Raw genomic sequence first — 20,499 nt, forward strand, 5'->3', positions numbered from 1 at the left:
GGCGTCAGGCAGCGGAGACCGGAATCTGCGCAATGCGCGCCTTCCACAGCGCCGGGCCGGTCTCGTGGACCGAGGTGCCCTGCGCATCGACCGCGACGGTCACCGGCATGTCCTGCACGGTGAAGGCGTAGATGGCTTCCATGCCCAGGTCTTCAAAAGCGACCACGCGCGCCGCCTTGATCGCCTTGGCGACCAGATAGGCCGCGCCGCCCACGGCCATCAGCGAGGCGCTGCGGTGCCGCTTGATCGCCTCGATGGCCGCCGGGCCACGCTCACCCTTGCCGATCATGGCAATCAGCCCGGTCTGTGCCAGCATGGTCTCGACGAACTTGTCCATGCGCGTGGCCGTGGTCGGCCCTGCGGGCCCGACCACCTCGTCGCGCGCCGGGTCGACCGGGCCGACGTAGTAGATCACCCGGTTGGTGAAATCGACCGGCAGCTTTTCGCCGCGTGCCAGCATGTCAGCGATGCGCTTGTGCGCAGCGTCGCGCCCGGTGAGCAGCTCACCCGACAGCAGCAGCGTTTCGCCCGGCTTCCAGCTCGCCACCTCGTCGCGGGTGAGCGTGTCGAGATGCACGCGGCGACTCGTCGCGGCATCGGGCACCCAGTTGACCTGCGGCCAGAGGTCCAGGCTCGGCGGCTCCAGATAGGCGGGGCCGCTGCCATCGAGCACGAAGTGGGCGTGACGGGTTGCCGCGCAGTTGGGAATCATGGCCACTGGCTTGCTGGCGGCGTGGCAGGGGTAGGTCTTGATCTTCACATCAAGCACGGTGGACAGGCCACCCAGACCCTGCGCGCCGATGCCCAGGGCGTTGACTTTCTCGTAAAGGCGGATACGCAGTTCTTCCAGCCTGTTCTGCGGGCCGCGGGCCAGCAGGTCGGACATGTCGATGTCCTCCATCAGCGCTTCCTTTGCCAGCAGCATGGCCTTCTCCGCCGTGCCGCCCACGCCAATGCCCAGCATGCCCGGCGGGCACCAGCCGGCTCCCATGGTCGGCACTGTCTTGAGCACCCAGTCCTCGATGCTGTCGCTGGGGTTCATCATGATGAACTTGCTCTTGTTCTCGCTTCCGCCCCCCTTGGCCGCGACCTTGACCGAAATGGTGTTGCCGGGCACGAGTTTGACGTTGATGACCGCCGGGGTGTTGTCGCGGGTGTTCCTGCGGTCGAAGATCGGGTCATCGACGATGGAGGCGCGCAGCACATTGTCCGGGTCGAGATAGCCCTGCCGCACCCCGGCGTTGACCACGGCGTCCAGGCCATCGTCAAAGCCTTCGAGCCGCACGTCCAGGCCAATATCGAGGAACACATTGACAATGCCCGTGTCCTGGCAGATGGGACGGTGGCCCACGGCGCACAGTCGGCTGTTGGTCAGAATCTGGGCAATCGCATCCTTTGCCGCGGGCGACTTCTCGCGTTCGTAGGCGCGCGCCAGATGCGCGATGTAGTCGGCCGGATGGTAGTAACTGATGAACTGGAGCGCGGCGGCAATGCTGTCGCGCAGGTCGTTGGCGTGGATGCGGGTTGTCATGCTGTGAACGTCTTGTTGTGGTGAAAACGGGGAGGATGCCCAGGGCGCTCAGTGCGCTTCGTCCGGGCTGGCGTGCCCGAGCAGCATGGTGCGGGTCATCATGCGGTCGGTGTAGGCAATGGCGATGGCCGACAGCAGGAACACCACATGGATGGAGGTCTGCGCGATCAGTGCCTTGACGCTGTAGGCGTCGGCATTGATGAAGGTCCGCAATAGGTGGATGGACGAGATGCCGATGATGGCCATGGCCAGCTTGACCTTCAGCACCGAGGCGTTCACATGCGACAGCCACTCCGGTTGATCCGGGTGGCCCTCGAGGTACATGCGCGAGACAAAGGTCTCGTAGCCACCCACGATCACCATGATGAGCAGATTGGCGATCATCACCACATCGATCAGGCTGAGCACCACCAGCATGATGGTGGTTTCCGTGAGCTTGGGGGTGGCCGCATGCGCCAGCGCGTCCTTTGCTGCGGACGGCAGGGGGTTGCGTACCGCCACGGCATCGAGCAGATGCGCCAAAGATGTCTGGTTGCCGAAGGCGGCACCGACCAGATCGGTCAGCTCGACCCAGAAGTGGAAGACGTAGACCCCGAGCGCAAGAATCAGCCCCACATACAGCGGCAACTGCAGCCAGCGGCTCAGGAACAGCAACCGGGGGATGAACGGGATCTGAGGCATGTCGGGAGGTCGGGCCATGGGGTCTGTAGTGCGTGATCGATGACAAGTCCGCAATTCTAGGAGGCGCGGCCGTAGCAGGCCGCTGGCGTATCCGGCCTGATTGCGCACAATGACCGATCTGCAGCGTCAGGGCTGCGTAAGGGCGCAAAATTCAGATAGCGTTGTTTTTGCCCGCGCCTTTTTGCTGCGATTTCCCAAAAAACGAAGGAGACTGTCATGAGCGACACCACCGCACACCCGCACGAACGCAAGGTCTATTACCCCGGCCAGCAGGCAGTGCAGTCTGCCCGCATATCCGGCATGGACGCCTATCGCGCGCTGTGTGCGCAAGCCGATGCCGACTACACCGGATTCTGGGCTCGTCTGGCGCGGGAGAACCTGCAATGGCAACAGCCGTTCACGCAGGTGCTCGATGACAGCCAGGCGCCTTTCTTCAAATGGTTCGATGACGGCAAGCTCAATGTGTCCTACAACTGCCTGGACGTGCATGTGCAGGCCGGCAAGGGCGAGAAGACCGCCATTGTGTTCGAGGCCGATGACGGCACGGTCAGCCGTGTGAGCTACGCCGAACTGCTCGACAGAGTGAGCCGCTTCGCCAACGCCCTCAAGAGCCTGGGCGTGAAAAAGGGCGACCGGGTGGTGATCTACATGCCCATGTCGGTCGAGGGTGTGGTGGCCATGCAGGCCTGCGCGCGCATCGGCGCGACGCATTCAGTCGTGTTCGGTGGGTTCTCCGCGCAGTCGCTGCGCGATCGCATCGAGGATGCCGGCGCCGTGTTGGTCATCACCGCGGACGAGCAGCGTCGCGGTGGCAAGTCGCTGCCGCTCAAGGCCATCGTGGACGAGGCCCTGAGCCTGGGTGGGTGCGATTCCATCCGCCATGTCGTGGTGTATCGCCGCACGGGTGGCAATGTGGCGTTCACTGCACCGCGCGACCTCTGGATGCACGAACTCTCTGCAGCCCAGTCAGCCGACTGCCCGCCTGAATGGGTGGAATCAGAGCACCCGCTGTTCCTGCTCTACACCTCGGGCTCCACCGGCAAGCCCAAGGGCGTGCAGCACTCCAGCGCGGGCTATCTGCTGTGGGCCAAGCTGACCATGCTGTGGACCTTCGACATTCGTCCCGATGACCTGTTCTGGTGTACTGCCGACATCGGCTGGGTGACCGGCCACAGCTACATCACCTACGGCCCCCTGGCCTGCGGCGCCACAGAAGTGGTGTTCGAAGGTGTGCCCACCTTCCCCGACGCCGGCCGGTTCTGGAAGATGATTCAAGATCACAAAGTCACCATCTTCTACACGGCGCCGACAGCCATCCGCTCGCTCATCAAGGCGGCGGAAACCAACGCCGCCGTTCATCCCCGCAATTACAGACTCGAGAGCCTGCGCATCCTCGGCACTGTGGGCGAACCCATCAATCCCGCCGCCTGGGAGTGGTACTTCGAACACATCGGCGGCGGCCGCTGCCCGGTGGTCGATACCTGGTGGCAGACCGAAACCGGTGGCCACATGATTACGCCGCTTCCCGGAGCGACCCCCATGGTGCCCGGCTCCTGCACCCTGCCGTTGCCCGGCATCATCGCGGAGGTCGTGGATGAGACCGGCCATGACGTCCCGTGGGGAACTGGGGGCATCCTGGTCATCAAAAAGCCCTGGCCGTCGATGATCCGCAATATCTACGGAGACCCCGAGCGCTTCAAGAAAAGCTATTACCCGGAAGAGCTCGGCGGTTTTTATCTGGCTGGCGATGGCGCTATCCGCGATGCGAACGACGGATACTTCACGATTACTGGCCGCATCGACGACGTGCTCAACGTCTCGGGCCACCGCATGGGCACCATGGAAATCGAGTCGGCCCTGGTGTCGCACCCTCTCGTCGCCGAGGCGGCGGTGGTGGGACGCCCCGATGACATCACCGGAGAAGCCATTTGCGCCTTCGTCGTGCTCAAGCGTACCCGGCCCGAAGGGGATGAGGCCAAGGCCATTGCCAATGAACTGCGTCAGCATGTCGGTTTGGAAATCGGCCCCATTGCCAAGCCAAAAGACATCCGCTTCGGCGACAACCTGCCCAAGACCCGTTCCGGCAAGATCATGCGCCGTTTGCTGCGCTCGCTGGCCAAGGGCGAAGCCGTCACGCAAGACACCTCCACCCTGGAAAACCCCGCCATCCTCGACCAACTCGGCAAGGCGCATTGACCATTACTTTCGGTCTGCCCAAGTGCGATCCTGCTATAGTTGTGGGTTGCCGGAGAGATGGATGAGCGGTTTAAGTCGCACGCCTGGAAAGCGTGTAAGGGTGAATAGCCCTTCGGGGGTTCGAATCCCCCTCTCTCCGCCATTGGTTTAGTAAGTCATTGATTCATAAGGGAAAAATTATGGGTCAGTGACGCCGTCCCCCTGGTTTTTGTACTTTTTGTTGTACATGCCATTCGGCGCCAAGGCTTCGCGACGTTGTTTTCTAACGTTTGTGGAGGCCACGAAATGGTGTACATGACCCAGCAGCGCGGTGCGTATTTCTTCCAAATGCGCGTGCCGCGCAAGCACCGCGCAGAGTTCGGCGAACTTATCCGAGTCCAACTCAATACCCACGACCGCGAGGTCGCGCGTGTCCTGTCGATGGCGCTGGCCGCTCAGTGGCTGGCGCGATTCTCGGGATTGCAGTTGCCTGCAATACTTGGTGGCGCCATGTCCGACCGCGCGCCGCCCGAATTGTCTGTAGTCCCGGCCGTCGGACAGAGTCCAGAACGCACGGCGCCAACGGCGCCTGCCGTCTCTACTGTTCCCGAGGTCGACGCGACTCCGGTTGCCAAAGAACAAACTTTTTTCGCGTTGTTCGAGTATTGGCGCGACCTAAACCCCAACCGCCCCTTGCGGACTGTCATTGCGTTTGAGGCAACGGCAAAGGACTTCGACGGGTTTGTCAATCGACCCGTGTCTGGGATTGACCGTCGAATCGTCGCCGCCTATCGGGATTCGCTGCTTAAAACAGCGCTTCATCCCAAGACCGTGACCAAAAAACTGGGACATCTCGGCGCCATTCTTCAGGCCGCGGTCGACGCCGGCCTGCAGGAGGTCAATCCTGTTCGGGGATTGCGTGTTCCGCGGCAAGAAGGACAATCGGCCGGGAGGCGCCCCTTCACCTCCCAGGAACTGGAGCAGGTCTTCTCCTCGCCGGTCTTTTCCGAGCGGCTTCGGCCTCGAGCCGGTGGAGGGGAGGCTTGTGCGTGGCTTCCTGCGCTGGGTCTGCTCACCGGCTGCCGTCTCGAGGAGCTCTGCCAGTTGCGGGTCCGCGACGTGGAACTGGACCCAATGCATGGCTTGCTGTTGCACATCCGCCCTGATGGCTTGACCGTCAGGGTCAAGAACGATTCCTCGATTCGCATCGTTCCCGTCCATCCCGAGCTGGAACGCATTGGGTTGCGGCGCTATCTCGACATCAGGCGTTCGGCTGGGGACGAGTGGCTCTTCCCGCAACTGGTTCCCGACCGCTTTTCCAAGCGCTCCGGCAACTGGAGCAAGTGGTGGGGTCGCTACCTGCGCGAGGACGCGGGGTGTGGCATCAAGGACAGAGGATTGGTCTTTCACGCCTTCCGGCACACATTCAAGACCTTGTGCCGAGCGGCTCGGATTCCCGAGGATGTCCACGATGCCCTCACCGGGCATAGTAACGGCCACATCGGACGACACTACGGCACCATGCCCACTGACGTCTTGGTGGCTTCCCTGCGCAGCATCGAACCTCCTATTCGATTGCCGCTCATCCAAAGTTGCTGAGCGTGCACCCGGACGCGTCGACTTGGCGTGCGCGGTGCTGATGCCGGTGTGGCGCGCCTTGAGATGTGGCCGGGCTCTGTACTGCTCGTCCAAAGCGGGGTAGTGCCGTCCAGCCAGCGCCTTTGCGACCATCTCGCTGACCGCGCGTGCTGCGCGGACCAGGTCCTCGGTTGTGGGGCGGTCATAGTGCTTGGCGTGCAGGTCCGATGGCGCATGCCCGAGGAACAGACGCCGTTCGTCAGCATCAATTCCGGCATGGCGCATGGCAGGAGCTGCCGTATTGCGCAGACTTTCGAGCACAAGGCGACGGTCTTTGCTGACTGCGTCGTCGATGCGCTTGTTGAGCCGCTTGCCAACGGCGCCGCCGTACTGGCCATAGACGTTGGCCTTGAGATGCGAGAACAGCATTCCCTTGCCAGCCATTTTTTTTAGAGCGACCAGCCGCTCATGCAGGCCACACACCGCGTTGACGACAACTGGAATGGCGCGGACGGAGTCCTTGCATTTCAGTGTTTCAGTCTTCGGGCGCATCGAGGCTGGTTTTGTCTCTTTCGTCGGAACGTCGGCTTCGACAAAGTCGATGCACCAATATTTGCCGTTCCACGACAACTGCGAGCCACGCAGCGAACAAATTTCTTCCAGACGTGCTCCCGAAAGCGCCTGCAAGGCGACTATCACGCGGTCGTCTGGCGGCAGCGAGGTATCCTCAAAGACCGCCTGCAGCAGGTTGCCTAGTTGTTCTGTGTCAAAGGGGGCGCGGGGGGCGCTGTGCTGCTTTACGCGCGATTTCGGCGGACGTACATCAAAAAAAGCTCTTCTCGCTGTGCGCGAGATTTCGCAGCCACTCAACAGTGTGGCGCAGATGCCCAGCTTGCCATGAATTGTGCCTAGCCCGTTTCCCTTGGCGCGCAGATAGTCCGCATACATCAGCACGTCGTCTGCAGTCAGAGCCTCCACACATCTGCCGTCCAGTAGGCCAGCCAGGTCCTCGGCGATACCGCGGAATTTGTCGTAAGTCTTAAGGTTGCGCTGACCTCCCTTGCTGCGTGCCCACTGCTCCAAGCAATCCAGGGGCGAGTGGCCAGTAAGCGATTCCAACTGCAGCCCATCTTCTGCGCGAGGCAATTCCTCTGCGACGGTCGTATCACCGGCCAGGACTGCCATCCATTTGTCGACTACTTTGCCGCGCGCACTGTTGATGCCGTCCACGAGGGTGCGACTGTCGCCTGTGGACTCGGGCACCAGCGTAAAGCTGTGCCGCACTTGCATGCGCTCCAGAAGTGCCAGAGCTGGCGTTTCGACACCGCGCCGAGTTTGGTCTCGAATTGACTTGCGGGCGTTCTGCAATTTTTCCATCAACGCGTCGAATGCGGCTTCACCGAGCGCGCGCATGTCGGTGGCGGCAGCCTGCAACTCCTGCAGGGCGCCGCGCAGAATCGAGCGTTCCAGTCGGCGAACGACATCTTCATTGACACGGATAAGGGTGCGCTTGGCGACTGGGCTCTCGTTTCGCACCGCGATTGCTGGCGAGTCAGTCACAGGATTGACTTGCAGTGCGATGAATTCCACAAGGCGCGTGTACAGCGTCTGCTCTGCTTCGTGCTCAAAGGTGTCCAAGTTGCTCTACCTGAGCCCCGGCACCAGCTCCGGGGCGTGTTGACCTTTATGTGCTGGTCAAACGTGTAGAGACTGGGTTTTTCATATCATCAATAATGATGAAAATAAAATAACAATCGATGATTTTGGTACGATATTCGATGAACATTTTCTAAAGTGACCGCCCATGACATCTCCAGCCAGCAATTCGCATCAGCCGACGACTGATTCGTTGCAGGTATGGGAGCGAGAAGCTCGGCGTATCCTGAAAGCGCTGATTGCGCGGCACGGCTACACCTACAAGGAGATTTCCAGGCTTCTTCAGGCGAAGGGCGTGGACATCGACCCCACGGTGCTAGCCAACCGCATCAACCGTGGAACATTTGGTTTCGCGTTTTTCTTGATGGTGGCCAATGCCGTGGGGGCGGAACGCGTTGAGATTCGAGATGTCAGCTCCCCCCGGTCGAATCGTGGTTCAAAGTGATAAGAATCACCTTGTACCGCTCTATGACGCCCGCGCCGAGTTCGTCACGGCGCGCAACGGCCCCGCCCTTTGTACTGCGGCCTAGCTAGTGGACGAAGCATCACCTGGGCAAGGCACGCACGACCATCTCGACCTGGGTGACGAAACCGCGAAAGCTCTCGAATCCATCGTCTGATAACGGGCGTCCCGACGGCTGGCAATCCGCATAGAACAGGCCAGTTGTCTTGCCGTCAACCGCCAAGGTCGCGATGAAGCAATCGGTCACTCCACCGGCCTCCAGCAAAAATGGGAGAGGAGGCGCCTTGACCGAGAACCAGAATGCGCATCCGGCCCCAAGCTCCGCTTCCATGGATGCCGTCCAGTTCACTTGGAGGCGTGAGCGTAGGCCCGACACATCAACGCCTGCGGCCATGCGCCCCAGGAGCTGGTCGCGTGCGGGCGTGAGCAGGCACAGCACGCAGCGGTCTAGTCCGACGGCGCGGTGCATGCCTTCCAGGCATGCGGCGAATAGCATCGGCAAGTCCTTGCGCGTGTTGGCAACCTTCGCCATTTCAGTCAGCATGCGCAACTGCAATTGCAGATTTGGCTCGGGATAGACGGGTCCTAATCCCGCGGCCGACTCCACTGAGTCCTGCGGGCCCTGCAGCTCTGCCGATTGCGTGACCGCGTCAGGAATCCATTGCACCGCCCCGTTGGCGCCGAGGGCTGTCGCCAGAGCAGCCGCTTGCTGCGCGTTGCGCTTTAACCGCTGCAGCGTATCGACCTCTGACTGTTTGAGCAGGTCTCCGATGGCCTGCGTAGCCAGGCGCGCCTCCGGAGTGAGCCATCCTTGTTGCGTGGCCATACTCAAGCGCTGGGCGAGTGCAACCTCGCGACTCGCCTGCATGACAGAGTCGAGATTCCAGGACTGCAAGAGCGTTTTGCTGAACTGCTGCAGGGAGGTGCCCAAGACCTCCCTTTCAGCTGTCGCGGGAGGCGTGCCTGACTTCAGCGCACGGTCCAGACGCTCGGCGTAGGCTGCGCCGTAACACCAGAACGCCATCTCGCCGATGCTGGAGAGCAAGGCTTCGACAAAGAGCTGCTCGGCGTTTTCCCGGCGGGCCCCGCTGAGAAGACCCATGTCGCGGGCCTGCACAGCGGCGTGCAGTGCCCGACCCAGCGCAGCCTGGACGCGGTGCCGGAATGCAACAGCCGTTGCAACACTCTCCATGGCCATGGCCGAGATGCACAGGGAGCGAATGGTATTGATGCCCAGCACCACCACGGCACGGCTGACCGTGACAACCTTGCTTCCTCCCAAATGACCCAAATAGGCCGCGTTGGCGGCGCGCAGCACGCGCGATGTGAGCGCCGGGTCGCGCAAAATCACCTCGGCAACAGGCTGACCCGACACGGCATCGTCTTGTGTGGTGCTTAGGACCTCCTGCAAGGTCAAGCCAAATGCGGGAAGGCTCTCAGTGGCAATTCTGTTTGCCAGTTCCCGGAAACTGATTGACTCTGTTATGGGCTCAGGGTGGGCGATAGGCATCGTGTTGTGGAGTCGCTCATGTGGGCGGTCTGCTAAACGGCGGTAATGACTTGGGTACGCTCAGGTGCCATTTTTTAGCGGCACAAATGGCGGGTTCTTGATGGGTAACGAAGCCCGCAGCACATCGCGCAGAGTGCCTCGGACCGCCAAAGCGGAGGCTCCCGGCAGAGCTGGGACAGACTTTCAATGGAGCCGTCGCTGATGCGTCGCATCGGCTCTTGAAACCGAGGCAGCTCGTGGCCGGTACCCCTGGTCACATTTCTGCCGGTTACATTTCTACGGCTGCCCGTAAACTCAGATGGGGCGCTGAGCCAAACTGATGCAAAAAGGGGCGCGCAAGCTGGTGTGCCCTCAGTTTCCTTCACCCAAAGCTCAAACATCGCAAACTATGGCCCAGTCTTTCTCCGAACTCGCCAACTTCATCTGGTCTGTTGCCGACATCCTGCGCGGGGATTACAAGCAGGCCGACTACGGAAAAATCATCCTGCCCTTCACCCTGCTGCGGCGGCTGGATTGCGTGCTGGAGAGCACCAAGCACGACGTGCTGGAAGAATTCAAACGGCGCAAGGCAGACGGGGGGATGGCCCTGGACGTCTACCTCACCCGAAAAAGCAAGCAAGCGTTCTACAACACCAGCCCGTTCACCGTGCCCGGCCTGCTGGCCGACCCCCAGCACATTCGCCTGAACCTCATCGCCTATATTGGCGAGTTCTCGTCCGAGGCGATGGACGTCTTTGCCCAGTTCAAATTCCTCGACCGCATTGGCGAGCTCGACGACAAGAACCTGTTGTTCCAAATCGTCCAGAAATTTGCCGGTATCGACCTGCACCCTGACGCGGTCCCGAATGAGACGATGGGTCTGGTGTTCGAGGAGCTCATCCGCAAGTTCGCGGAAGCCTCGAATGAAACCGCCGGGGAGCACTTCACCCCGCGGGAGGTCATCTCGCTCATCGTGCACTGCCTGTTCGCCAAGGACGATGAGGCGCTGTCCAAGCCGGGCGTCATCCGCTCCCTTTACGACCCTACAGCAGGCACTGGGGGCATCCTATCGGTCGGCGAAGCAGTAGCCAAAAGCATCAATCCCTCCGCCGTCATCCGCCTCTATGGCCAGGAACTCAACGACGAGTCTTATGCCATCTGCAAGGCCGACATGCTCATCAAGGGGCAGGACCCCAAGAACATTGTGCGCGGCAACACCCTCTCGGCCGATGGTTTCGTGGGCGAGACCTTCGACTACGGCGCCGCCAATCCACCCTTCGGTGTGGACTGGAAGAAGGTGCAGGACGTGGTCAAGACCGAGCACGAGCGTCGGGGCTATGCCGGGCGCTTCGGGCCAGGCCTGCCACGTGTGTCGGACGGCTCCCTCCTGTTCCTGATGCACCTCATCGCCAAGATGCGGCCCGCTGCCGAGGGTGGTGGCCGCATCGGTATCGTGCTCAACGGGTCACCCTTGTTCACCGGGGACGCCGGTTCCGGCGAATCGGAAATCCGGCGATGGATTCTGGAGAACGACCTGCTGGATGCCATCATCGCGCTGCCCAATGACCTGTTCTACAACACCGGCATCGCCACCTACATCTGGATTCTGGACAACCACAAGTGCCCCGACCGCAAGGGCAAGGTGCAGCTCATCGACGCCACGCGCATGTACGCCAAGATGAAAAAGAGTCTGGGCAACAAGCGCGTGTACCTGACCGAGGAGCAGATTGTCGAAATCGTCGCGACCTATGCCGGCAACCTCGATGGCGCCACCTTTGGCCTGGAGTTCAGGGAGCCGCTCAAAGGTAACGGCCATGGAGCCGCCAGCTGCCAGGCCGAGGATGAACCACCACGCGTGGTATCCAAAATCTTCCCCACCACCTTCTTCGGCTATCGCAAGGTGACGGTCGACCGCCCGCCGCAGCCAGGCAAGGAGGTGAAGGTCAAGTTCAAGAAGGGGCAGAAGCCCTACGACCCAGACCTGCGCGACACCGAGAGCATCCCGCTGGGCGAGGACATCGCCGCCTACATGACGCGCGAGGTGCTACCGCACGTGCCGGACGCCTTCGTCAACGAGGACATCAAGGACGAGAAGGACGGCCAGGTCGGCAAGGTCGGCTATGAAATCAACTTCAACCGCTACTTCTATGTCTACAAGCCGCCGCGCCCGCCAGAGGTGATTGCCGAGGAAATTCGGGCGATGGAGGCACGGTTCCTGGAGTTGATGAAGGGGGTGGTGGCGTGAGTTCGAACGCCGTTTCATTGAAGCGCTTGGCAGCGGTCATGCCGAGCAACATCGACAAACATTCAGTTGAAGACGAGAGACCCGTGAGCCTCTGCAACTATGTCGATGTGTACAAGAACGAGCGCATCACGGATGCCATTGACTTCATGGAGGCCACAGCGACTGACGCGCAGATTGCCCGCTTTACCCTGCAAGCACACGACGTATTAGTCACAAAGGACTCCGAAGAACCCACGGATATTGGCATTCCAGCATACGTACCCGAGGCTATTCCGGGAGTGGTTTGCGGCTACCACCTAGCTGTCATCCGACCAGAGCCCGGACGGCTGCATGGGGCCTATTTGCATTGGGCACTCCAGTCTGCAGAGGTGCAGACCTACTATGCCACCACCGCGACAGGAATCAGCCGATACGCTCTTGGCATACAGGACCTGGGCATGACGCCGATTCATCTTCCGTCACTCACAGACCAAGAACGCATCGCCAACTTCCTCGACGAAAAGACGGCGCGGATTGATGCTTTGATTGCAGAGAAGGAGCGACTGCTCGATGCGCTAGAAGAGCATCGGCGCGCATATCTCTCGCGCTTGATGACTCATGGCCTTGCTGCCACGGCGCCTCGGATGCAGACCACCTTCCAAGAACTGGGGGAAGTCCCGGCTCACTGGAGCGTTAAGCGTCTCAAATTCCTAGGCGAAGTGCGCTCGGGAATTGCCAAAGGGAAAGACTATGGTGAACGCGACACCGTGATGTTGCCGTACTTGCGTGTCGCGAACGTTCAGGACGGCTATGTTGACCTGACCGATGTGCAGGAAATCGAGGTAGGTTCCAGAGAGGTCGACCGATACTTGCTGCGCGCAGGTGATGTCCTCATGAACGAAGGCGGCGACAACGACAAGCTCGGGCGCGGAACCGTGTGGGGAGGTCAGATTGCGCCGTGCGTCCACCAAAACCACGTCTTTGCAGTGCGCCTACGGAATGCGGAGTTGGGGGAGTGGGTCGCGCGCTTCACTTCGACCGACGCTGCACGAACCTACTTCTTTCTCAGGTCGAAGCAAAGCACCAACCTTGCTTCCATCAACCAATCAAACGTCCGGGAGCTCCCAATTCCTATGCCTCCCGAGGAGGAAAGGCGCGACATCTGTAAGCGTTCAGCCAGCGGCGTGATTGCGCTCGAGCTATTGGGTGGGTAGATGCAGCAGCATCAGGCAGCAGTCTTCACGCGTCGGGCAGTGCGCCGCTGCACCGCCTTGGTGGTGTGCGATGGGCATACTGCTGCGACGCACTCGGTGAGGTTCACCGCTGCCAGAAGCATGAACTTGATCGCATCGGTTTTCACGTCCAGCAGGTCGTGATCCTGCAGGCGGCTGTAGACGAACGCCAGCAGGTTGGGCTCGGCGTGGGAGTCGATCTGCTGCTGCAGCGCCTGCGCCTGCTGCAGCGTGGTCAAGCCGTCGAGGAAGAGCATCTTCGCCACGAGGCGGTCGAGGCAGCGATCTTGCAGATCCTCGCAGACCATCGGCCATGCATGTCCGCTGATCTTCATCGCCTGGTACACCACGAAGAGGATGTTGAGGATAATCTCGACCTGCTCCAGCCTGGCGCCCAGGCGCGGCAGGACCAGCACACTGGCAAGCAGCGTGGGCTGGTGCGCATGGATCTCGTCGGCGAGCGCCTCGCGCGCGCGCAGATCCATGCGGTCGACGGTGAGGATCGCCTGGGCAACAATGCGCGTGGAGATCCGCTGCGTCATCGGGGCGCGGCCCTGTCCAGGTCCGAGCACAGCGGGTCCTGCCCGAAGTGCTGCGTCCACAGCCTGGGGGTGAGTTCGACCACCCGGGACTGGGGATGTCGGCCCACGCGCTGCAACACGTCGACCAGATAGGTGTACGGGTCGATACCCTGCAGCACGCAGGTGGCGATGAGGCTTTGCAGGATGCCCACATGGCGTGCGCCGACCTCGCTCCAGCAGAACAGCCAGTTGCGCCGCCCCATCGGGATCGGACGCAGCGCGCGCTCGATGTGGTTCGTGTCGATGGGCACCGCCGGGTCATCGATGAACACTGACAGCGCTGCCCGTCGCTCTCGCACGTAGGCCAGCGCTTTGGTCAACGGATTGCTCGGCAGCAGGCCCTGCTGCGCGAACTGCTGCTCGACCCAGGCGAAGAACGCCTGCACCCGCGCCCGGCTGTGGGTGGCGCGATGCGCCAGCTTGGCCGCACCCTCCCACCCGGCGGCGCGGATCTCGGCCTCGATACGGTACAGCGCGGTGATGTGCTGCAAGGCTTGCGTGGCCGCCCGCGGCTCGGCGTCTTGCGCCTCGAAGAACAGGCGCCGCGCGTGCGCCCAGCACTGCGCGTGGGTGACTCCGGTCTGCCTCGCATAGCGGGCATAGGCCGCGTAGCCATCGCTCAGCAGCACCGTGCCACTGGGCAACTGTCCAAGAACTTGGCTCACATGCTCATGGCGGCGCGAGGCGAAGTGGGGGAAGCACACCTCGTCGTGCTCGCCATACACCGGCCAGAAGTACGTGCCCTTCATCTTCCCCGGCCCGGCGCGGCCGGCCTTGATCGGGGTCTCGTCCATCGTGATCACATGCCCGCCCAGGATCGAGGCCAGCTGCGCATCCACGATGGGCTCGAGCAGCGCCGCAGTCTGCTGCATGAGCTGGGTCAACCAGGCCCGGCTGAGCTTGAAGCCGGCATCGGCCAGCCGCTGATGCTGGCGGTACAGCGGCAGGTGGTAGCGGAACTTGTCCACCGCCATGCCGGCGACGAAACTCACGTCGGCGCGGCTGCCCTCGAACACGCTGGCCGGCGCCGGCGCGCAGTGCAGGGTCGCGGTGTCGAGCCGCTTGATCACCGGGCGCACGTACTTGAGCGCCACATAGGCGCCCGGGCGCTGCGCCAGGCGGTAGCTGACCTTCTCGCCGATGACCTCGTACTCCTCGGCACGCAACCCCTGCGCCTGGGCGCACGGCAGGTGGATGACCTGCACCTCGACCCGCTCGGCGTCGAAGAACGCCGTCGCGTCCTGGTCGCCAGCACAATCTGTCGTGCGTGCGCGCCGCGTGTGCCCGGCCACTTGGCGTCCAGCCTCGGGGGCTTGTGGCGGGATCGGCAGATCACCCAGAATCTGGCCGAGATGAAGTTGCTGCGCATCGGCCACGCTCTGCAGCCGTTCGCTCTTGCTGCCGAAGATCTGTCGCCTGAACCACGCCAGTTGCCGCTGCTGCTCAACGATGGTCTGCGCTTGCGATTGCAGCAACCGCACGAGAGCCTCAACCGCCATGCCCGCCACGATCTGGGCGGTATAGGTCTGCACTTGAGCGGGGTCTGCACGCATGAAAGCATTGTGCCCATGGCAAAGCCCGAAGGGAATCGGGCTTTGCCACATTGCAAAACCCGTTATCGCCACTCCACGTGTCGATGCCGCTTGAACTGCCGCGTCACCTGCAGCCCCTCGAGCAGGAGCTTGAGCGCGGTGAAGTCGATCTCGGCGCTGCGCTGCCCGCCCCAGTCGCGCACAAAGCGGCCGGCCTCCAGCCGTTTGCTCCACACGCACCAGCCGCTGCGATCGAAGTACAGCACCTTGATCTGGTCAGCCCGACGGTTCGCGAACACGAACAGATGCCCGCCCAGCGGGTCGACCTCAAAGCCCTGGCGCGCCAGCGCGTACAGCCCGTCGTAGGACTTGCGCATGTCGGCAGGCTGCCCATACAAGAAGACCCGGATGCGCCCCTCAGGAAAGAACATCAGCGGCGCACCAGATGCAGGCTCATGCCGCCGCCCAGGTCCAGCCGCAACTCCATGGGCGCATGCATGCCGCCGGTACCGACTTCGCCCAACTCGATGAACCCCGCGGCACGCTGCTCCATACGCCCAGTCTTGGCCGTCACGGGCGCAGCCTTCACCTTGCCCGACAGCCGCTCACGCCAGCGCCGATAGCTGCTCACACACACTCGCTCCTGCCGACAAAAGCTCTTGAGCGTCAGCCCCGAGGCCGGGAAACGCTCAATCACGTCGCGCCAGCACGCCTCGTCCAGGTGCCGCCGCCGCTTGACCTCGGCCACCTCTGCCGCGTCGTTCTCCATCTCGAATGTCTCCTCATCCCTGCGATGGGAAACATTCTTCGTGGGATCCGAAACGAACGAAAGAACGCCGCTGGCTTACCGGTTACCGACATCTTGACGGAGGTGCGGAGGTCTGAAGAGGCAACGGCTAGTCTTCTGGCCCATATAAGGGAACACATCGACCGCCTACGTGAGTACCGCTCCTCATTGATTTCAGCCGCCGTCACGGGCCAGCTGAACATTGATGAATTCCAGGCTCGGCAACTGAACGCGTCATGACTGACTGGGCTTAAGAAATGACCTCACGAGCGCAGACTATCCAAATCTTTCTCCCGGCAGGCGACGCGCGCGGAATTCGCATTGCGGAAATCACCACCCGCATCGTCCAGGTTATCGAGGTCCCTCGCAGCCTATTGGCAGATTTCCTAAAGATGGCTGAAAGTGACCAGGTCGCTGTGTATTTCTTGTTTGGCCAAGATGAGGACGGTCACGCTCAGCGCATTTACATCGGCCAAACCGGCGACCTGCGGAAGCGCCTAGTCAAGCACAACAAAGAGAAGGATTTCTGGCAACGCGCCCTGGTGCTTATCTCCAAGACCAATAGCCTCACCCAGACCCACGCACTTTTCCTGGAATGGCTGTGCATCCAAGAGGCGAAAGCGGCGGGGCGTTATGTCACCGATAACGGGAACGATGGCAGCAAACCGCACACCCCGGCACCTCTCGAGGCGGATTGCCAGGAGATTTTCGAGACCGGCCGCACACTGCTTGCCACCCTTGGCTACCCGGCATTTGACCCGGTTGCAAAACCAACGGATTCGCCCGCAGGCCGCCAGCTGTTCTACTGTAATCGCGCCGGCACGAATGCAACGGGCGAGTACACAGAGGAAGGTTTTGTTGTACTCAAAGGCTCCAAAGGCCGAGTGGAGCCGGCTAAGGGCCTTGTAGACCCAGCCCTTGCAAAACGCAGAGATGAGCTGATAGCGCAGGGTAAGGCCGCAATCGACAAGGGCATGCTCGTGTTCAGGCAGGACGTTCTGTTTTCCTCTCCAAGCGGAGCCTCTGCCATCGTCGTTGGTGCGGCGTCCAATGGGTGGCGTGAGTGGAAAACAGACAAAGGTGTCACGCTTGACGAGCTCAAGCGCGGCAATGTGCCTGCCTCACCCAGCGAATAACAAGTAAGCCACCTATGCCCAAGCTCACTAACGTCCACACCGAACGCATTTTCGAGAACGAGCTCTGTGACCACTTGGCCGCCGACGGCTGGACCGTGCGCACGCACCTCAAGGACGCCACCGGCTACAGCCGCGAACTCGCCCTGTTCCCGGATGACCTGCTGGCGTTCGTGAAAGAAACGCAAGGTGCGGAGTGGGGCAAATTCAAGGCCTGGCACAACGGCAATTCGGACTCGGTCTTCGTCAAGCGCGTGGCCGAGCAGCTGGACAAGCACGGCACCCTGCACCTGCTGCGCCACGGTTTCAAGGACCGCAATGCCCGCTTTACCCTGTGCCAGTTCCGCCCGGCGCACAAGAAGAGCCCACGGCTCTGGGAGCACTACGGGAAGAACCGCCTGACCGTCATCCGCCAGCTGCATTACAGCCTGCACAACGAGAACAGCATCGACCTGGTGCTGTTCGTCAATGGTCTGCCGGTGGCCACCGCCGAGCTCAAGACCGACCTGACCCAGAACATCACCGACGCCATCCGGCAGTACAAGAAGGACCGCCCAACCAAGGACCCCAAGAGCCGCGAGCCCGAGGCCCTGCTGCAGTTCAAGACCCGCGCCCTGGTGCACTTCGCCGTGTCCACGGACGAAGTGTTCATGACCACCAAGCTCGATGGCGACAAGACTTTCTTCCTGCCCTTCAACCTCGGCCGCCCCGATGGTTATGGTGGCGCCAGCGCCGGCAACCCACCCGCCCCGAAGGACAAGGGCTATCCGACGTACTACCTGTGGGAAGCCGTCTGGTCGAAGGACGTCTGGCTCGACATCCTGGGCAACTTCCTGCACCTGGAGGTCAAGACCGAGGTCGACCCGAACACGGGCGTGAAGTCGACCAAGGAAACGCTCATTTTTCCGCGCTTTCATCAGCTCGACGCCGTGCTGCGCCTTGTCAAGGCCGCAGGCGACGAAGGGGCGGGACACGCCTACCTGGTGCAGCACTCGGCAGGCTCGGGCAAATCCAACACGATTGCCTGGAGTGCGCACCGCCTGGCCAATCTGCACAACGCTGCCGACGATAAGGTTTTTGACTCGGTCATCGTCATCACTGACCGCCGGGTGCTGGACCGCCAGCTGCAGGACACCATCAGCCAGTTCGAGCACAAAGCCGGGGTGGTGCAGAAGATTGACGAGAACAGCGCCCAACTGGCCGAGGCACTGAACAGCGGCACCCAGGTCATCATCACCACGCTGCAGAAGTTCCCCCACATCATCGACAAGGTGTGCGCGCTGAAGGGCAAGCGCTTTGCGCTCATCATTGACGAGGCCCATTCCAGCCAATCCGGCAGCGGCGCACAAAAGCTGCGCTCCGCACTCACCAAGGGGGAGAAGCCCAAGACCGTCATGCAGGTCGACGTCGACGGCAAGACAGTCGAGGTCAGTGTCGACGACGACATCGACGCGGAGGACCTCACCTCCGAGGACGTCATCAACGGCGTGCTCGAGGGCCGCAAGCGCCCGGAGAACGTCAGCTACTTTGCCTTCACCGCCACGCCCAAATCCAAGACGCTGGAGCTCTTCGGCCGACCGGGCGCGGACGGCAAACCTGAACCCTTCCATGTGTATTCGATGCGCCAGGCCATCGAGGAGGGGTTCATCCTGGACGTGCTGCGCAACTACACGTCCTACAGGATGTTCTACAAGCTGGGGTCGATGGCCGACGACAAGCTCGTGCCGCAGAAGAAAGCCAAGAAGGTCCTGGCGCGCTACGCCGTACTGCACCCGTACAACATCGCCCAGAAGGTGGTGGTCATCGTCGAGCACTTCCGCGACCACGTGGCCGCCAAGATTGGCGGCAAGGCCAAGGCCATGGTGGTGACCGACAGCCGCAAGGCCGCGGTACGCTACAAGCTCGCGATGGACAAGTACCTCAAGGAGCGAGGCTACGACAAGGACATGCGCGCCCTGGTGGCTTTCTCCGGCAATGTCGACGACCTGGATTCCGGCCCGGACCCGTTCAATGAGTCCAACATGAACCCGGACATCCGCGGCAAGGACCCGGCCGAGGCGTTCAAGGAGAACGTCTACCGGGTGCTGCTGGTGGCGAACAAATACCAGACGGGCTTTGACCAGCCGCTGCTGTACGCCATGTATGTCGACAAGCGCCTGTCGGGGGTGCTGGCCGTGCAGACGCTCTCGCGCTTGAACCGCACCTACCCCGGCAAGGATGAAACCTTCGTGCTGGACTTCGTCAACAAACCAGATGAAATTCTCGCCGCCTTCCAGCCCTATTACCGCACGGCCCAGCTGGAAGAAGTGACGGACCCCAACATCGTGCATGAGCTGCATATCAAGCTCGACCAGGCCGGGGTCTACCTGCCGAGTGAGGTGGAGTTGTTTGCCGAAGCGTTCTTCGACCCGAGGCGCAAACAGGCCGGGCTGCACGCTTATCTCAAACCTGCTGCGGACCGGTTCGCCGAGCTGTCCGAGACCACGCCGGAGGACGCCGACCAGTTCCGCAAGGACCTGGGGACGTTCCTGCGCATGTACGACTTCCTGTCGCAAATCGTCCCCTACGACGACCCTGACCTGGAGAGGCTCTATGCCTTCGGCAAGAACCTGATGCCGCGCATCCTCGAGCGCGGCTCATCGAGCATCCTGGAGTTGGACTCCGACGTGCGCCTGACGCACTACCGGCTGCAGAAAATCGGAGAGCAAACCCTGGACCTGGCCTCCGGCGAAGTGGTCAAGCTCAAGCCAGTGTCTGAGGCGGGAACTGGCGCAGCAGATGAGGACGAGAAAAAGCAGCTTGCCGAAATCGTGGGCGTGATGAACGACCTGTTCTCAGGCAATCTGACTGAGGCTGACATGGTCGGTTACGTGACCACCATCACGGAGAAACTGATGGAGAGCGAAGCCTTGGCCGAGCAGGCGCGCAACAACAGCGAGCAGCAGTTCGTCATGGGCGATTTCAAAGACATCATGACCGACGCCATCATTGACAGCCAAGACGGGCACAACGCCATTGCGGGTCAGTTGCTCAAAGACGAGCGCGTGTTCACGGCCATGATGGGAATGCTGGCGAAGCAGGTGTACAGGGCGTTTGAGAAGCGCGATGCACTACGAAGGTAGTGAAAGATTCCAAACGGCTCGGAAGTGTCTAGAAAGCCCGGGGCGATTCAGTCAAGGGAGCGAACTTTGTGTCGCTGTAGGATGAGGCGGGGACGGTGCAGGTGATTTGCTGGAAGGGGCTGTGGCAGCGGCATCGCAGTGTGCTGCTGCACGCACGGCTGATGGCGGTGGCGGGCACCTGGCAGCGCGAGGGGGAGACGGCCAATCTGATTGCGGGGTATCTGGAGGATTTGACGCCCTTGCTGGGGCGGTTGAGCACGCGGGGGCGGGAGTTTCGAGTAGGGTGTGGTGTCCCGCACAAAAAACAGCCAAGGC

General features: G+C 61.7%; 15 protein-coding genes and 1 tRNA gene. 9 read left to right on the forward strand and 7 right to left on the reverse strand.

Annotated features, from left to right (window positions below; all coding sequences use genetic code 11):
- Positions 1 to 4 precede the first annotated feature (4 nt).
- Both AC1ZQA_RS06665 and AC1ZQA_RS06670 read right to left on the reverse strand, forming a co-directional pair.
- The gene (locus AC1ZQA_RS06665; RefSeq protein WP_482679024.1) at positions 5 to 1,531 is read right to left on the reverse strand and encodes a fumarate hydratase; all 1,527 of its coding nucleotides are present in this window, start codon (positions 1,529 to 1,531) and stop codon (positions 5 to 7) included.
- A gap of 48 nt (positions 1,532 to 1,579) precedes the next feature.
- Positions 1,580 to 2,230: a YqhA family protein gene (locus AC1ZQA_RS06670; protein WP_482679025.1), complete on the reverse strand. Its 651-nt coding sequence runs from the start codon at positions 2,228 to 2,230 to the stop codon at positions 1,580 to 1,582.
- 198 nt (positions 2,231 to 2,428) lie between these two features.
- On the opposite strand from AC1ZQA_RS06670, the gene acs reads away from it, so the two are divergent.
- The 5 genes from acs to AC1ZQA_RS06695 all read left to right on the forward strand — a co-directional run bounded on the left by acs (position 2,429) and on the right by AC1ZQA_RS06695 (position 8,066).
- Positions 2,429 to 4,408, forward strand: coding sequence for an acetate--CoA ligase (acs, locus tag AC1ZQA_RS06675; protein ID WP_482679026.1), 1,980 nt, complete (start codon positions 2,429 to 2,431; stop codon positions 4,406 to 4,408).
- Positions 4,409 to 4,459: 51 nt separating this feature from the next.
- Positions 4,460 to 4,550: transfer RNA gene (locus tag AC1ZQA_RS06680), tRNA-Ser, on the forward strand.
- Between the two features lie 185 nt (positions 4,551 to 4,735).
- The gene (locus AC1ZQA_RS06685) at positions 4,736 to 5,986 is read left to right on the forward strand and encodes a site-specific integrase (RefSeq protein WP_482679287.1); all 1,251 of its coding nucleotides are present in this window, start codon (positions 4,736 to 4,738) and stop codon (positions 5,984 to 5,986) included.
- Positions 5,987 to 6,199: 213 nt separating this feature from the next.
- Positions 6,200 to 6,418: a hypothetical protein gene (locus AC1ZQA_RS06690; RefSeq protein ID WP_482679027.1), complete on the forward strand. Its 219-nt coding sequence runs from the start codon at positions 6,200 to 6,202 to the stop codon at positions 6,416 to 6,418.
- Positions 6,419 to 7,769: 1,351 nt separating this feature from the next.
- Entirely contained in the window at positions 7,770 to 8,066 is a 297-nt protein-coding gene (locus tag AC1ZQA_RS06695; protein WP_482679028.1) for a DUF6471 domain-containing protein, read from the forward strand.
- A gap of 100 nt (positions 8,067 to 8,166) precedes the next feature.
- Here the strand turns inward: AC1ZQA_RS06695 and AC1ZQA_RS06700 are convergent, their stop codons facing one another.
- Positions 8,167 to 9,594: an HDOD domain-containing protein gene (locus tag AC1ZQA_RS06700; RefSeq protein ID WP_482679029.1), complete on the reverse strand. Its 1,428-nt coding sequence runs from the start codon at positions 9,592 to 9,594 to the stop codon at positions 8,167 to 8,169.
- 388 nt (positions 9,595 to 9,982) lie between these two features.
- Between AC1ZQA_RS06700 and AC1ZQA_RS06705 the strand changes: the two genes are divergently transcribed.
- Positions 9,983 to 11,818 (forward strand): type I restriction-modification system subunit M, encoded by a 1,836-nt coding sequence (locus AC1ZQA_RS06705; protein WP_482679030.1) that lies wholly within the window; start codon positions 9,983 to 9,985, stop codon positions 11,816 to 11,818.
- The gene (locus AC1ZQA_RS06710) at positions 11,815 to 13,011 is read left to right on the forward strand and encodes a restriction endonuclease subunit S (protein ID WP_482679031.1); all 1,197 of its coding nucleotides are present in this window, start codon (positions 11,815 to 11,817) and stop codon (positions 13,009 to 13,011) included. The genes AC1ZQA_RS06705 and AC1ZQA_RS06710 overlap by 4 nt, the downstream gene beginning before the upstream one ends.
- Before the next feature lie 11 nt (positions 13,012 to 13,022).
- Here the strand turns inward: AC1ZQA_RS06710 and AC1ZQA_RS06715 are convergent, their stop codons facing one another.
- The 4 genes from AC1ZQA_RS06715 to tnpA all read right to left on the reverse strand — a co-directional run bounded on the left by AC1ZQA_RS06715 (position 13,023) and on the right by tnpA (position 15,911).
- Positions 13,023 to 13,571, reverse strand: coding sequence for a hypothetical protein (locus AC1ZQA_RS06715; RefSeq protein ID WP_482677032.1), 549 nt, complete (start codon positions 13,569 to 13,571; stop codon positions 13,023 to 13,025).
- Complete coding sequence (gene tnpC, locus AC1ZQA_RS06720) at positions 13,568 to 15,163, reverse strand: IS66 family transposase (protein WP_482676861.1); 1,596 nt, start codon at positions 15,161 to 15,163, stop codon at positions 13,568 to 13,570. The genes AC1ZQA_RS06715 and tnpC overlap by 4 nt, the downstream gene beginning before the upstream one ends.
- Before the next feature lie 62 nt (positions 15,164 to 15,225).
- The gene (tnpB, locus tag AC1ZQA_RS06725) at positions 15,226 to 15,573 is read right to left on the reverse strand and encodes an IS66 family insertion sequence element accessory protein TnpB (protein ID WP_482676862.1); all 348 of its coding nucleotides are present in this window, start codon (positions 15,571 to 15,573) and stop codon (positions 15,226 to 15,228) included.
- Positions 15,573 to 15,911 carry an IS66 family insertion sequence element accessory protein TnpA gene (gene tnpA, locus AC1ZQA_RS06730; RefSeq protein ID WP_482676863.1) on the reverse strand — a complete coding sequence of 113 codons (339 nt, stop codon included), beginning with the start codon at positions 15,909 to 15,911 and terminating at the stop codon, positions 15,573 to 15,575. Before tnpA ends, tnpB begins: the two co-directional genes overlap by 1 nt.
- Positions 15,912 to 16,186: 275 nt before the next feature.
- Between tnpA and AC1ZQA_RS06735 the strand changes: the two genes are divergently transcribed.
- Positions 16,187 to 17,065, forward strand: coding sequence for a GIY-YIG nuclease family protein (locus tag AC1ZQA_RS06735; protein WP_482679032.1), 879 nt, complete (start codon positions 16,187 to 16,189; stop codon positions 17,063 to 17,065).
- 14 nt (positions 17,066 to 17,079) lie between these two features.
- Positions 17,080 to 20,184 carry a type I restriction endonuclease subunit R gene (locus tag AC1ZQA_RS06740; RefSeq protein ID WP_482679033.1) on the forward strand — a complete coding sequence of 1,035 codons (3,105 nt, stop codon included), beginning with the start codon at positions 17,080 to 17,082 and terminating at the stop codon, positions 20,182 to 20,184.
- The last annotated feature ends 315 nt before the right edge of the window (positions 20,185 to 20,499 follow it).

The organism is Thiomonas sp. DCM-2 (assembly GCF_056820905.1).